Below are 14,297 nucleotides of genomic sequence, written 5' to 3' on the forward strand. Positions count from 1 at the left end.
TCTTCTCCTCCTTAACTAAATAATGATATATTAACTATAAATATATCCTCTTTCCAATCGTATTCCAATACCCCATTGTATTTCTCTACGGCATATTGAACACTTTCAATACCTAAACCATGTAAGCCATCATCAGTTTTCCTACTATAAAGTTTACCGCCTAATACTGTTAACTTACCATTATATGTATTCGAAATTTTTATAAATATAGCACAATCATTTTGGCTAATATTTACATTAATCCATTTAGGACCTGCTTCTACTTTAATACATGCTTCAATGGCGTTATCTAATAAATTGGCAAGAATAGAGCACCAATCAATATCCTGTATTTCAGTTTCAGCCAAACAATCTGTTTTGATCTCAAGTAAGATATCATAATTACTTGCTTTTTCTAATTTATCATTCAAAATAATATCTACAATACGATTATTTGTAAATTTCTTATGTTCAACCTCTACTATAGGTGTAATAATTTCACTTATATATTCTTCAGCTCTTTCCAAATCTTTATCCGCAATCAATAATGACAGAACAGCCAAATGATTTTTCATATCATGATAAATTCTATCTCGTTTTTGATATAGTAAAAACATATCCTGATAATTCTTTTCTAACATTGAATTCTTACTAAATACTAAATTTATCTCATTCATCTTTTCTGTATATATAATATATATAACAATAAAAATCAGAATAATAGCAATTAGTAACGGAAATAGGGCAAAAACTATGTCTGTTCTTCCATCGTTTCGCACTGTAGGATAAAAAACTCTCTCACAGGAAAATAATCCTAAATATTCAATAAATACAAAGCCTCCAAATATTAGTTGATATTTAGGGAAAATCTTCCTTATAACATTTCGTCTCTTTAATATGAAAGCAAGAATTGCCAATAGTATAATTCTACTCATTAGCATTATTATCACTCTTTCAATACTAACACAAAATTGAACTTTATCAATAAAATTATCACTAAAAAAGAGTGTTTGTCCAAAATATCCCAAAAGAATATCAATAAAATAAACAGTTTCAAAATAAAGTACTGTAATTAAAACTGCTTTAAAAAATCTTATTCTAAAGAACAACTCTGCATTAACAAGTGACAGTACTATACAAAACATCATATAATACCGAGAATACATCGATGTCCCATCACGCTGTATTACAGTTATCCCCCAAAGTAAAACTCCCGACAAAAACCACAAAATATTACTCCAGGCTTTATTGCTCCTCTTATCAAAGAACACCTGAAGTAAATAATATAGCCCGCAAATCTCCACGGCACAAAGCACACCCTGCGCAACTCTCAGCCAAATCACATCCTATCCCTCCAAAAATAATGGATAGCCTCTTTTACCTCTTTCATATGTGTTCTGCCAATCTGAAGCCGCTTTCCGTTTCTGAGCGTAATCTCTTTATTTTCGAGCTTTACAATATGCTTGATATTAACGATATAACCTCGCTCCACACAAAGGAACTCGCTGGAATCCAGCTGTATGTAGACCTCCTGGAGTGACTTGCGTACCGGAACTTCCCTGTCAATTAAGACGAAAACTGCATTTTTATTATTTTTGTAAACATATATTATTTCCTGATACTCTATCCGTTCAAATCGGGAATTAGTTTCAACAAAATAATATTTTTCTACTTTCTTTTGCATTTCCCCCAAAATCCCCAGAAGAGTCGCCTCCAGCTTCTCTTCCAGGAGATTCTTTGGGATATAGGAAAAAGCTTTTACCTCATACCCTTCCACGGCATATTGTAGATATGAGGTAATGAAAATCAGATAAGTCGCCTGTGCAGCTTCCCGGATTTTTCGCGCAAGTTCCAGGCCGTTCATTTGTGGCATTTCGATGTCCAGAAAACAGATATCATATTGAAATCCTTCTTCCAGATCAAAATAAAAAACCTCCGGGTTAGGGAAAAGTCTGACCTCGCACAAAACATTTTTGCCATCAAAGAACGTGTGCACTTTTTTACGCAGAAGCAGAAGAAAGTCGGTATTGTCATCAACCAAAGCTATTTTCAACAAATCCTCTGCCCCCCTATCTGGTTTCGCATTCATTATACCTGCTTATTCTGGAAAAAGATTCCTTTGTCCTCCAATGGCACTTTTTTGACCTCAAACGGCATACATAACGGTTATAATTATATACGATTTCAATTTAAAAGGAAATATTTATCTTATTTTTTTAGAAAAACCTCATATTTTGCGGACGCAGTCCATTACATCCCAATTTCCGCCTCAGCTTCCAAAAAATTCATGCCCGCCATAAGCAAACAGCCATGTCAGGTGATTATCAAACCACTGCATCCGATCCGGCGCCACGGCACGACGCGCGACAAAATACAATGCGCCCTGGGAGATATCTTCCCCGTAAACAGCTCGTTCCACGGCACGCCGGGTTTCCTCGCTCACCCTCACCCTGTTGATTCTGCCGTCGCTGACCGGGGAAAACTGGCAGACACCGAACTCCTTCTGATAGACCACTCCGGTCACCGTGTCGGGGAAAATATTGCTGTTTACCCTGTTTAAAACAACGTTGGCAACAAGAAGCTTGCCGTTCTCATCTTCACCGCCGGCCTCCGCCTCCACAATTTTCAAAAGCGCTTCATAATCCGCATCGTTTAACTGGTAAACCGGCTTTTTCTCCAGAACGCCGCAATGGATAACCCGCTGATCCGAGGAAGCCGCCTGCACCACAGTACTGACGCTTGTCTCCTGAAAGTCGGCGATATCTTCCATAACAGACGCCCTGAAGGCCTGCCTGGAGGCAATGGTATTTATCTCCACACCGCGCACACACAGCCATGCTGTAACCACAAGCAAATTGGACAATAATAAAACCAGCCCGTATTTTTTATATTGCATCTATGAATACACCATACCTTTCTGCTGTTTTAGCCTGAAACGTAATCATTTTGTAATACTTATTCAATACTATATTCATATTTTATACAGCAGGTACGCAAAATATATCTGTTTTAAGACAAGTTTTCAAACCCGGAAAGGATTTGTCCCGCTTAGGAAAACATGTTATAATGATCGGCATAAAGAAAAAGCCGTATTTACGGCATTTCCGGGACATCCATTAATTATTCCGGAAGAAAAAGAGGTTCTTCATGAAGCATCGCATATTTCGTCATAATAAAATAATTTCTGCTCTTTTACTTGTTTTTCTGCTTTCAGGCATTTTCTTAAACGGATGCGGCCGGGAAAGCGTTCCTTATTCAGAATCCGGTTTTTATTTCAATACGGTCATTACGATAACGGTTTACCGAAGCAAAGATGCCCGGGTACTTAAGGACTGTCTGCTGCTGTGTGATGATTATGAAAAAAAGCTGAGCCGAACGCTTCAGGGCAGCGATATCTACCGCCTTAACCACAGCGGCGGCGTTCCCGTCACGGTATCTGAGGATACGGCTTACCTCCTGGGACAGGCCTGCAAATATGCCGAATTAAGCGGAGGCAGAATCGATCCCACCGTTGCCCCTCTGATGGATTTGTGGAATTTTACCGGTCAGGCCGCGGACAAAAACGCACAAAAAAAGATACCGGCGGCTGCCGATATCCTGGCTCTTCTTCCTCATATTAATTATAAAAATATCCGCATCGACGGAAATACAGTCACGTTAACCGATCCGCAGACCCAGGTGGATCTGGGGTTCATTGCAAAGGGATTTATCGCGGATCGCTTAAAGGAAAGTCTGTTGGAAAAGGGGGTGGAAAGCGCCCTGATCAATCTTGGCGGCAACATTCTGGCCGTAGGCAGCAAACCGGACGGCTCTCCCTTTGAAATCGGCGTGCGCAACCCCTTCGATACGCAGAATACAGCGCTGACCACCCTTTCCCTATCAGATCGCTCCCTGGTTTCCTCCGGTGTTTATGAAAGGTATTTTGAAAAGGACGGTAAACGCTACCATCATCTTCTGGATCCCTTTACCGGCTATCCTGTGGAAAACGGGCTGCTGGGCGTCACCATCCTGTCCTCCTCTTCCATGGAGGGCGACGCGCTTAGCACCACTGCCTTTGTCCTGGGGCCGGAGGAAGGAATGGCGCTGATAGAATCCCTTCCTGATACGGAAGCTGTTTTTATTACGGAGGATTACAAGCTGCATTACAGCAGCGGCCTCAGCGGGAAGCAGTCTGCACAGAACCCCTGATTTCCTTTTCCGAAATGAAATAAATAATTAAAAAGCCTGCCGCCAGCATCAGAAGGCAGGTCAGCCATTCCCTTCCTCCCGGCAGGCCGGGAAACACCTGTGCCATAGAGGCCGCCATGAAGCCGAGAATACAAAGATAAGCAGGTCCCGGGAATCTTGCCATGGCACTTTCAAGCAGCCTGGTGGAAACGATAACCCCAATGGCCAGCCCCAGCCCTACCGGAATCAGGTACGGCAGATGCAGCTGCGTGATCGCTTTCATGACCGTGTCATACATTCCCATCAGAAGCAGCATATAGGAAACGCTGATGCCCGGAAGGACAAGGGCCACCGCCGCAATGACGCCGGCAAGTATGAGCATCAGATAGGAAGTAAGGCCTGCATTCATATCCGCCTGAAACGTGTCAGACGGCAACAGGGCAAACAGCCCCACCACGCCGGCTCCCAACAGAAAAAACAGGATTTTCCCCAACCCTTTCCGTTCCCACTGCGCTTTTTTCAGTATCATAGGAACGCTGCCTCCCACGGCCCCTATAAAAAAATAAAGCATGGGCATCTCAAACCGTTCCATCAGGCTCAGGAGAGGTTTTGCGAAAAGGACCATCCCCATCCCGCCGCCGACGCAAAAGAGGGCAAGAAAGCAGAGACTTTCCTTTTTATGCTTCATAAAGGAGCTGACCGATGAAACCAGCCTGTCATAAATCCCCAGAATCATCGCCATGCTTCCGCCGCTGCAGCCGGGCACAAGCATGGTCCCTCCCACACAAATCCCCTTAATCACCGTAGTTATCATATTTTCCTGGCTACCCTGCATTCTGTTCCTCCAATCTATTTTTCTTTTTCAAACCGCGTGATATTTTCTTTTTTTCCAATGACCACCAATATTTCATCCCCTTTGAAAATGTAAGCCGGATCGACTTCCGTGTCTGTTTTTCCATTATGCTCCAAAGCAATGATATTTAAACCAAAGCTTCGCCGCAAATCCATTTCCAATACACTGCGTCCCGCAGATTTTTCCGTCAGGCGCACCTCTGCGATCTCCACGTTATTGTTCAGGGATATATTATCAAGTACGCTTCCGGTCAGCAGCCTCCTTGCCAGCCGGAGGGCCATGTCACGTTCCGGGTAAACGACCTCCGCCCCTATTTTTTCCAGTACCTCGCCCTGATCTGAACTAATCGCCTTGGCAATCACCCGCGGTACACCCAGATTCACTACATTCAGCGTGGTGAGTATGCAGGTGTCTATTTTTTCACCGATTCCCACGATCACAGTATCACAGTTCTGGATCCCGATTTCTTCCAGGACCTCTTTGCTCAGTTCATCCGCCACATAGGCGTTTTCCGTGTACTGGCGCAGCTCCTTCACCTTGCTTTCACTGCAGTCCACCACGATCACTTCTTCCCCTGCTTCCGCCAGTCTCCTGGCAAGTGCGGAACCAAACCTGCCCAGGCCTATTACCCCATAAGAAACCGTATTTTCCGTGCCTTTTTTCTTATTCATTATTTTCATCCTTTCTGTCCCGCCGCCGCTGCGGCGTCATTCATTGCACAAAGCCGTTTTTACGTTATCCGATGGTAATGCCTTCTTCCGTGAATCTGGCGTTTGCCGTAGGTTTGAAGGTCCACAGGGATGCGATGGTCAGCGGCCCCAGCCTTCCGATAAACATGATAAGAATTATTACCAGCTTCCCGGCTGTTCCCAGATCCGGCGTTATTCCTGTTGACAGGCCAACGGTCCCAAATGCGGAGGTCACTTCAAACGCCAGCTGGAGAAACGTATATTCAGGTTCCAGCAGACACATGATAAAGGTTCCTGTACCCACAACAATAGCGGATAAAAAAGTAATAATAAAAGCCTTGGAAATCACATCGGCCGGTATTTTACGTTTAAAAGCGCCTGCATACTGATTGGTCGCCGCGCTTCTGGCCGCCTGTATTAAAACAAAAAACGTACTTGTCTTAATGCCGCCGCCCGTTGATCCGGGCGATGCCCCGATAAACATCAGAATGATCAGGGTAAAAAGTCCCGCATCGGTAAAGCTTCCGATTGGATAGCTGGAAAAGCCGGCCGTCCTTGCGGATACGCTTTGGAAAAAAGCGCCCAGCCATGTAATATTTTCCGTAGCCTTAAGTGACAACGTTCCCGCCGCAATCAAAAAAATGCTCATTACGATTACAATTTTGGAATGCAGGCACAGCTTTTTAAAGGAACGGCTCCTGAGCACATCCAGAATTACCAGGAATCCCAGCCCACCGAAAATAATAAGTCCGCTCGTGGTCAGGTTCAGCAGCACATTGCTCTGATAAGGAATCATGTTTTGCAGCCCGCCCAATATATCGAAGCCGGAATTATTAAAGGCAGCTACAGAATGAAACAGACTGATCCCCAGTGCTTCCAACGGCGGATAGTCGCGGATAAACACGACAAAGCTCAGAACCGCTCCTGCGCCCTCAAAGCAAAGTGTCATGAGAAGCACATTCTTTACCAGCCGCACCATTCCCTTTGATGTGTCCACATTCATCGCTTCCCTGACCAGCTTTCTGCCCTTCAGGCCAATCCGCTTGCCTGCCATAAGGATAAAGCCCACCCCTACGGAGGTGACTCCAAGGCCGCCAATCTGAATCAGCAACGCCACCACCGTCCTTCCGAACACCGTAAAATGATCCGCTGTATCCACGGCAATCAGGCCGGTAACACATACCGCACTGGTAGATGTAAAAAGTGCATCAATGAAGCTGACATCTGCCCCTTCCCTTACGGATACCGGAAGCTTCAGAAGCAAAGCGCCCGCCAGAATCACCAGTGCAAAGCCCATGGCAATGATTCTGCCCGGCGGCTGGCCTTTTATGTAGCCTGTCGTTTTCCTGCAAAAAGACATAAAAAAACATAGCCTGCCCTTTTTTCTGCTGCGCAGGTTATGCCTCTTCGGTGCTTTTGTTGTTTTTACGGAATTGTCTTTTTCTGTACTGATTTGTCCTGTATCGGATTCTTCCTCCATGTTCTGTCTCTCCTTCTGCAGGACGTTTTTACATCTTGCGCCTGCAATTTTCTGTCCATGCCACCCCCGGCAGAGATCCGGCATCCGGCCGCTGCAGGCCGGTTTCATCTTCTAATACTATTGTAATGCCGCCTTTCGCAAAATATGACGGAAAGCATCCGGAAGTGTGAGTAAATTATAGGAAAAGGAACTCAAACGGTCAATATGTAATGGGAAAACTTAATACTTTCTTAGCAGGGAAGCAGACTGTCGGCTTTTCAGTTACAGGTTATTTTTTCTTATGTGCTTGAATCACTTCCACCGCTTTCCTCAGATCCTCCATGGAAAAGTTCTCACATTCTTTTGACGGCGGATCCGCATAATACGGACATAATCGACAGCTGTCCTCCAGTGTACAACAGGCATTTGCTAATATCAGTTCCAATGCTTTATTCTTATCCATTTTTGGCTTCCTCCATAAATTTGACAGCCTGCTTCGTAAAGATATATTGGGTGTACCGTTTTCAATATTGTAAAATAAAACTAGCGAAATTGCATTGGCAATTATTGGTAATTCAGGAGGAGGCATTTAGCAAATGCAGGATAAAACGCTTAATAAAATGCAGAAAACCAAAATACAATTAAAAACTGCCGCAGATCCGGCATCGGACTTTGGTCCTCCGGATTTGCGGCAGCTTTATTCCGCCTTTATTTTTGTAATTGTTCAGTACCTTTGCAGTTACATTTTTCTGTAGCTGCTGCCAGCCGCTAAATAGCCTTCCCCGCCAGAATTTCCTTATAATCCTTCAGGTTGCGTTCCAGCAGCGCAGGGGTGTCCAGATTGTACGGACATTTGCTCTTACACTTCCCGCAGTGCAGACAGTTTTCAATCTGCAGCATCTTTTCCTGCATCTCAGGCGTCAGCTGGGCTGCGGAGGGCGCTCTTCTTATCATCAGGGACATCCTCGCGCAGTTATTGATTTCAATGCCTGCCGGACAGGGCATGCAATAGCCGCAGCCGCGGCAAAACTCACCCTGAAGCTCCTGCCTGTCATGGCTGATGACCGCTTCCAGTTCTTCGGTGAGCGCCGGAGGATTCTCCACATAACTGAGGAATTCATCCAGCTCGCTTTCCCTCTGTACCCCCCAGATGGGAAGCACATGGGCAAATTGGGCAAGATAGGCATATGCTGCGGCGGAATTATTAATCAGGCCGCCGGAAAGCGCCTTCATGGCAATAAAGCCCATATTTGTCTTCCTGCATTTTTCTACCAAATCCAGTTCCTGCTGCGCGGACAGATAGCTGAATGGGAACTGCAGGGTCTCATACAGGCCGCTGTCTATGGCTTCCTCCGCCACTGCCAGACGGTGGTTGGTAATGCCGATATGCCTGATTTTCCCCTGTTCCTTCGCTTCCAGCATGCATTCATAGAGGCCGCTCCCGTCACCCGGTCTGGGGCAGAAGGACGGATTATGGAACTGATACAGATCCAGATAATCCCTTCCCAGCGTAGTAAGGGAGGTCTGCAGATCCTTCCAAAAATCCTCCGGGGTTACCGCCGCGGTTTTAGATGCCACATACACCTTATCCCACATTCCCTGGAACGCCAGCCCCAGCTTATGTTCGCTGTCCGAATAGGCACGGGCCGTATCAAAAAAAGTAATTCCATTCTCATAAGCCTTACGCAGCAGATGCACCGCTTCCTCATCGCTGATACGCTGGATGGGAAGCGCTCCAAAGCCGTTTTTATTCACGGTGATGCCTGTTTTTCCCAGTGTAACACTTTCCATTATTTTACTCCTCTTTCCTGTTCTGCGAAGTCCGCCATCCGGCGTCTTCACAATTATTCCTGCGTCTGTTCCCCGCTGCAGCGGACAATCACCTTCTTCGGGCACTTCTCCACACAGATGCCGCAGCCTGTACATTTGCTCTGGTCAATGGTGGCGTTGAAATTCTCCACCTTAATGGCGCCGGAAGGACAGTTCTTCTCACAGATACCGCAGCCGATACAGCCGGCCCGGCAGTCCTTCATCGTAATGGGGCCTTTATCGCCGGAGCTGCAGGCCGCCGCATATTTTGCCGAATAGGGAATCAGCGAAATCAGATTCTTGGGACATACGGAGATACATTTTCCGCAGGCCTTACAGGCCTCCCTGTCCACCTGCGCCACACCGTTAAAAATATGTATGGCATCAAAGGGGCAGACCTCCACGCAGCTTCCATAGCCAAGACAGCCGAAATTACAGGACTTAGCGCCGCCGTTTGGCACAAAGGAGAGCATGCGGCAGTCATGCAGGCCCACATAATCGTAATCCACCTTAATCTTGTCACGGGTTCCGCGGCACGCAACGAAAGCGACCATGCGCTCTCCCTCCTCCGCTTCCACACCCATGATTTCAGCAACCTTTTTCCCAACCTCAGCGCCGCCTACCGGACAGGCGTTTACAGGGGCCTTGCCCGACGCTATGGCCGCAGCCAGCCCCGCACAGCCGGGATATCCGCAGCCGCCGCAGTTATTTCCGGGCAGCTGTGCAAGGACAGCCTCTTCTTTTTCATTTACCTCTACCTTGAAAAGGATGGCGGCCCCTCCGAGGAAAAGGCCGATAAACAGCCCCACACCGCCTACGATTGCCGTAGCAATCAGAATACCTGAAATACTCACCGACTCCACCTCCTATTTAAGCGACAGGCCGGAAAAGCCGCAGAAGGCAATTGCCATAAGTCCCGCAGTAATCAGGACGATAGGCATTCCCCTGAAGGATTCCGGTACGTCATTATACGCCATCTTCTCGCGGATTCCCGCCAGAATGATAATGGCGATCGTGAAGCCAAGCGCCGTTGCAAAGCCGTTGACCGTCCCCGCCAGAATCCCGTAGTTCTTCTGGACGTTGGTCAGCGCCACACCCAGGACCGCACAGTTGGTGGTAATCAGGGGCAGGTATACACCCAGCGCGTTGTAGAGAGACACCATATATTTTTTCAGAAACATTTCCACGAACTGAACCAGCGCCGCAATAACCAGAATGAAAACAATGGTCTGCAGGTAAGTAATGTTTAACGGCGTGAGGACGAATTTATAGATGACGCCCGCCACCGCGCTGGACAGCGTAATTACAAAGATAACGGCAGTCCCCATGCCGGCCGCGGTTTCCACCTTTTTGGAAACGCCGAGGAAAGGGCACAAACCGAGGAACTGGCTGAGTACCACGTTGCTCACCAGTGAGGAACCGATTAATATAAGCAATAATTCTCGCAGCTGATCCAACATTTATTTTCCCTCCTCCTTTTTTCCCGCATCCGCGTCATAAAAACGGCGTGCACAGCCGGATTCTCCGCAGGACATACAGTCCTCGCTGCAGCCTGACTGAATCCTGGACATATCCTTGCCTTTCTTTTCCCCGTTAATCTTCACTTTATTCTGAATCGCCGTCAGCGCCGCCAGAACGAAGAATGCACCGGGAGCCATAACAAAGATATTGATGGGCACGTAATGCTGCAGAATATCGGAGCCGAAAATTTCCGGAGCCTTGCTTCCCAGAATGGCGAAGCCGAAAAACTTGCCGGAGCCCAGGATCTCACGCACCAGACCGATGCAGGTGAGCGCCAGGGAAAAGCCCAGGCCCATTCCAATGCCGTCAAATAAAGACGGAAGCGGCCCGTTCTTGGAAGCATAGCTTTCCGCGCGGCCCAGAATGATACAGTTAACAACGATCAAAGGGATATAAATGCCCAGCGCATCATACAAAAACGGCACATACGCCTGCAGAAGCAGCTCCACCATGGTAACGAAGCTTGCCACGATTACGATAAAGGCGGGAATCCTCACTTTATCCGGTATAATTTTGCGAAGCAGCGATATCATCAGGTTGCTCAGCGCCAGTACCACCATTGTGGAAAGGCCCATGCCCAGCCCGTTTATTGCCGATGTGGTGACCGCCAGTGTGGGGCACATGCCCAGGGTCAACACAAAGGTGGGATTTTCTTTTATAATTCCGTTATAGAGACGTTCGGTTGGCTTATTCATTGCCGCTGCCTCCTTTCAGTTCCGTCTGGAAATAATACAGTCCGGCGTTTACGCCGTTTGTGACCGCATTGGTCGTGATTGTGGCGCTGGTAATGGCGTCAATCTCGTTGTCCGCCGAAGCGCCGCCCTTGGTATAGACGTAGCTTTCCGCCTTTTTGCCTGCAAACTGAGGCTTCAATACCTCTTCCGCCTGCATGCCCAGGCCGGGAGTCTCGGAAATGGAGAGAATGGACATTCCGTTGAGCGTGTTGTCCATGCGCACACCGATAGTGAACTTAATGTCTCCGCCGTAGCCCTCATGGCTGGTCACCGTAATCACGTATCCTAAAAGGCCGCCGTCCTTGTCATAGGCAGCGCAGTATTCGTTGATGCTCTCCTGGGTGAAGCCGCCCTCATTCAGCACAGCCTGCGCCGCTTCCTCGGAGAAGCCTTCCCCGTCTTCAAAATGATCCGCGTCCTGGAATACCTCCTGGCGCGCTTCCATCCTGGCCTTCTCCTCCTGCACCGCAATGGGCTCCTTCGTCACCTGGTAAACAAGGCCCAGAAGCAGGCCGGAAACCAATGTAATCAGGAATAAAATTCCCGCATCCTTCAACATACTTTTCATGCCCGTTCTCCTCCTTTACCAAAAGCTTTGGGAAGAGTAAACCTCTCAATCAGGGGCACCAGCAGGTTCCCCAGGATAATCGCATAGGAAACACCCTCCGCGCTGGCGCTTAAAACCCTGAAAATACCGGTGAGCACGCCCAGCAGAATACCATAAATATACTGCCCCTTCTTGGTCACCGGCCGCGTTACATAGTCGGTCGCCATGAAGAAAGCGCCCAGCATCAGGCCGCCGCCGGAAAGCTGTGCGGAAATATAGTATCTGTCAAGCCCATGGCCTCCGAAGAGTATCATGAAAACCACAAAGCTTACGATGTATGTACCGGGAATTCTCAAATCGATGATTTCCAGCCAGATCAGCAGACATGCGCCAATAACGATGCACAGCATGGAGGTCTCGCCGATGGTTCCCCCCGTCCTGCCGATTACCATATCCAGAACGTTGACACTCTCTCCCGCTTTCACTGCGGCAAGCGGCGTAGCGCCGGTATAAGCGTCGCAGTTGAAATTGGTCATGATGGAGGCAAAGGAGATCAGCAGAAAGCATCTGGCTCCCAGAGCCGGGTTCATAAAGTTCTGCCCCAGGCCGCCGAACAGCATCTTCACAACGAGAATTGCAAATACGCCGCCGATGACGCCGATCCACCAGGGCACGCTCACCGGCAGGTTCAGCGCCAGCAGAAGCCCTGTCACCACAGCGGACAGATCCCCGATGGTGTTCTTCTTTTTCGTAATTTTTTCATATAAAAATTCTGTCAGTACCGTGGATGCGATGGTCACTGCAACAATCAGCAGGGCGCGGATACCGAAATTCCAGATGCCAAAGATCGTGGTGGGAAGCAGTGCCGCAATGACCGCAAGCATGATTCTGCCTGTGGAGTCTTTGGATCTGATATGCGGATTGGATGATACCTTCATCAAGTCGCTCATTGCTCTTTCCTCCTATTTTTTATTGGCAGCGCTTGTTTTCTTGCGCTCTGCCAGGACCATTTTACGCATGGATTTGATCGCCTGGGTAAGCTGGCGCTTGGCCGGGCAGACATAGCTGCAGCAGCCGCATTCACAGCATTCCATACCGTCATGCTTCTCAAAGGCTTCCATATCATAATGCTCCGAATAGGTGGAAAGCAGTGTGGGCACAAGCCTGGAAGGGCAGGCCTCCACACATCTTCCGCAGTTGATGCAGGCCGAAGGCTCTCCCACCTCATCCTTCGACATACACAGCAGCGCGGACGCCGTTTTCGTTGTGGGCACATCCAGATCGAAAATGCCGAAGCCCATCATGGGGCCGCCCGACACAATCTTCTCCGGCTCTTTGGAAAAGCCGCCCGCTTCTTCTATCAGTTCATGATAATTCGTTCCGATCCGGACAATAAAATTCTGGGGATTGGCAATGGCATCCCCCGTGACGGTAACAATACGGTTCATCAGAGGCTTGCCCTCCCTCACCGCACGGTTGACCGCGACCACGGTGTCCACATTGTCCACGATACAGCCTGCATCCGCAGGAAGCATGGAAGAATTGATGGCCCGCCCGGTCACTGCAAAAATCAGCTGGCGCTCGGAACCCTGGGGGTACTTGGTTTTCAGCTTCTTCACCGTAATCCTGGGCTCATCGCTGGTCATCTCAGTCAAAAGCTTAATGCAGTCCGGCTTATTGTCCTCCACCGCCAGCACTCCCTTTGCATTGGGGAAAAGCCGCAGAATCACCTGAAGGCCCCCGATAAGCTTATCAGGCTCCTCCAGCATCCTGCGGTAATCCGAGGTAAGATAAGGTTCGCATTCGGCACAGTTGGCAATCACATATTCTATTTTATCCGGTTCCTTTGGTGAAAGCTTCACATGCGTAGGGAACCCTGCGCCGCCCATACCGACCACGCCCGCTTCCTTCACCAGATTGATGATCTCTTCTCCTGACAGCTCCTCAAGGGGCTTCACCGGAGGATATTCCACTTCTTCATACCGCTGATCATTCTCAACCACAATGCTCATCACATTATCGCCGGTGACCACACGCCTCGGTTCAATGGACTTCACCGTTCCCGACACGGTACAGAATACCGATGCGGATACGAAGCCCCCCGCTTCCGCTATCTTCTGACCTGCCAGCACATGGTCCCCCTTTGCCACGATTGGCCTGGCGGGCGCGCCGATATGCTGGGACAACGGATACACCAGATCTCCCTTTGGCAAAACTGCTTTCATGGGCTTATCCTTGGACAGGTCTTTTCCGTCGTATGGATGGATGCCGCCCATAAATGTTAACTTCGCCTTAGCCATTTTAGCTATCCCTCTTTTCTTGTTAATTATTGCGTATGCACAGGACGAAAGCCGGAACGCATTTTTCAAACACGCTCTGGTCCCCCTCGCCTCCTGTGTCTCCCCGGGTCCGCCGGATTCCTCTGCAGCCGTTCTTTTCAAACGGGCCGGTTACCTTCCTGCCGGCAAACCACGGGACGCACGGCATAACATAATCATACCTTAATTTTCATCAAATTACTACATAAAAATCAAAAAAT

The 14,297-nt window shown here is 48.2% G+C and carries 15 protein-coding genes; 1 reads left to right on the top strand and 14 read right to left on the bottom strand.

The window, feature by feature from the left end:
- Positions 1 to 11 precede the first annotated feature (11 nt).
- The 3 genes from HMPREF1548_RS11975 to HMPREF1548_RS11985 form a co-directional block, all read right to left on the bottom strand.
- A complete protein-coding gene (locus HMPREF1548_RS11975) occupies positions 12 to 1,322 on the bottom strand; it encodes a sensor histidine kinase (protein WP_021636396.1) in 1,311 nt (436 codons plus the stop codon).
- A complete protein-coding gene (locus HMPREF1548_RS11980) occupies positions 1,319 to 2,068 on the bottom strand; it encodes a LytR/AlgR family response regulator transcription factor (RefSeq protein ID WP_021636397.1) in 750 nt (249 codons plus the stop codon). The genes HMPREF1548_RS11975 and HMPREF1548_RS11980 overlap by 4 nt, the downstream gene beginning before the upstream one ends.
- A gap of 180 nt (positions 2,069 to 2,248) precedes the next feature.
- A complete protein-coding gene (locus HMPREF1548_RS11985) occupies positions 2,249 to 2,875 on the bottom strand; it encodes a cell wall hydrolase (protein WP_021636398.1) in 627 nt (208 codons plus the stop codon).
- 251 nt (positions 2,876 to 3,126) lie between these two features.
- Between HMPREF1548_RS11985 and HMPREF1548_RS11990 the strand changes: the two genes are divergently transcribed.
- Positions 3,127 to 4,167: an FAD:protein FMN transferase gene (locus HMPREF1548_RS11990; RefSeq protein ID WP_021636400.1), complete on the top strand. Its 1,041-nt coding sequence runs from the start codon at positions 3,127 to 3,129 to the stop codon at positions 4,165 to 4,167.
- Here HMPREF1548_RS11990 and HMPREF1548_RS11995 read toward each other — a convergent pair.
- The 11 genes from HMPREF1548_RS11995 to rsxC all read right to left on the bottom strand — a co-directional run bounded on the left by HMPREF1548_RS11995 (position 4,136) and on the right by rsxC (position 14,058).
- Complete coding sequence (locus tag HMPREF1548_RS11995) at positions 4,136 to 4,981, bottom strand: DUF368 domain-containing protein (protein ID WP_021636401.1); 846 nt, start codon at positions 4,979 to 4,981, stop codon at positions 4,136 to 4,138. The two genes, HMPREF1548_RS11990 and HMPREF1548_RS11995, sit on opposite strands and share 32 nt — an antisense overlap.
- Positions 4,982 to 4,995: 14 nt before the next feature.
- A complete protein-coding gene (locus HMPREF1548_RS12000) occupies positions 4,996 to 5,670 on the bottom strand; it encodes a potassium channel family protein (RefSeq protein ID WP_025491041.1) in 675 nt (224 codons plus the stop codon).
- Positions 5,671 to 5,734: 64 nt separating this feature from the next.
- Positions 5,735 to 7,168, bottom strand: coding sequence for a TrkH family potassium uptake protein (locus tag HMPREF1548_RS12005; RefSeq protein ID WP_198168633.1), 1,434 nt, complete (start codon positions 7,166 to 7,168; stop codon positions 5,735 to 5,737).
- A gap of 268 nt (positions 7,169 to 7,436) precedes the next feature.
- Positions 7,437 to 7,610 carry a hypothetical protein gene (locus tag HMPREF1548_RS29470; protein WP_154463381.1) on the bottom strand — a complete coding sequence of 58 codons (174 nt, stop codon included), beginning with the start codon at positions 7,608 to 7,610 and terminating at the stop codon, positions 7,437 to 7,439.
- Positions 7,611 to 7,915: 305 nt separating this feature from the next.
- Positions 7,916 to 8,938, bottom strand: a complete 1,023-nt coding sequence (locus HMPREF1548_RS12010) for an aldo/keto reductase (RefSeq protein WP_021636406.1) — start codon at positions 8,936 to 8,938, stop codon at positions 7,916 to 7,918.
- A gap of 53 nt (positions 8,939 to 8,991) precedes the next feature.
- Positions 8,992 to 9,810, bottom strand: coding sequence for an RnfABCDGE type electron transport complex subunit B (locus HMPREF1548_RS12015; RefSeq protein ID WP_025491037.1), 819 nt, complete (start codon positions 9,808 to 9,810; stop codon positions 8,992 to 8,994).
- Positions 9,811 to 9,822: 12 nt separating this feature from the next.
- Positions 9,823 to 10,404, bottom strand: a complete 582-nt coding sequence (gene rsxA / locus HMPREF1548_RS12020; protein WP_025491036.1) for an electron transport complex subunit RsxA — start codon at positions 10,402 to 10,404, stop codon at positions 9,823 to 9,825.
- Positions 10,405 to 10,416: 12 nt separating this feature from the next.
- Entirely contained in the window at positions 10,417 to 11,172 is a 756-nt protein-coding gene (gene rsxE, locus HMPREF1548_RS12025) for an electron transport complex subunit RsxE (protein ID WP_021636409.1), read from the bottom strand.
- Positions 11,165 to 11,779, bottom strand: a complete 615-nt coding sequence (locus tag HMPREF1548_RS12030) for an RnfABCDGE type electron transport complex subunit G (protein WP_021636410.1) — start codon at positions 11,777 to 11,779, stop codon at positions 11,165 to 11,167. Before HMPREF1548_RS12030 ends, rsxE begins: the two co-directional genes overlap by 8 nt.
- Entirely contained in the window at positions 11,776 to 12,708 is a 933-nt protein-coding gene (locus HMPREF1548_RS12035) for an RnfABCDGE type electron transport complex subunit D (RefSeq protein WP_021636411.1), read from the bottom strand. Before HMPREF1548_RS12035 ends, HMPREF1548_RS12030 begins: the two co-directional genes overlap by 4 nt.
- A 12-nt stretch (positions 12,709 to 12,720) precedes the next feature.
- A complete protein-coding gene (rsxC, locus tag HMPREF1548_RS12040; protein WP_025491034.1) occupies positions 12,721 to 14,058 on the bottom strand; it encodes an electron transport complex subunit RsxC in 1,338 nt (445 codons plus the stop codon).
- Between the last annotated feature and the right edge of the window lie 239 nt (positions 14,059 to 14,297).

Origin of the sequence: Clostridium sp. KLE 1755 (assembly GCF_000466465.2) — a bacterium.
Classification (GTDB): Bacteria; Bacillota; Clostridia; order Lachnospirales; family Lachnospiraceae; genus Eisenbergiella; species Eisenbergiella porci.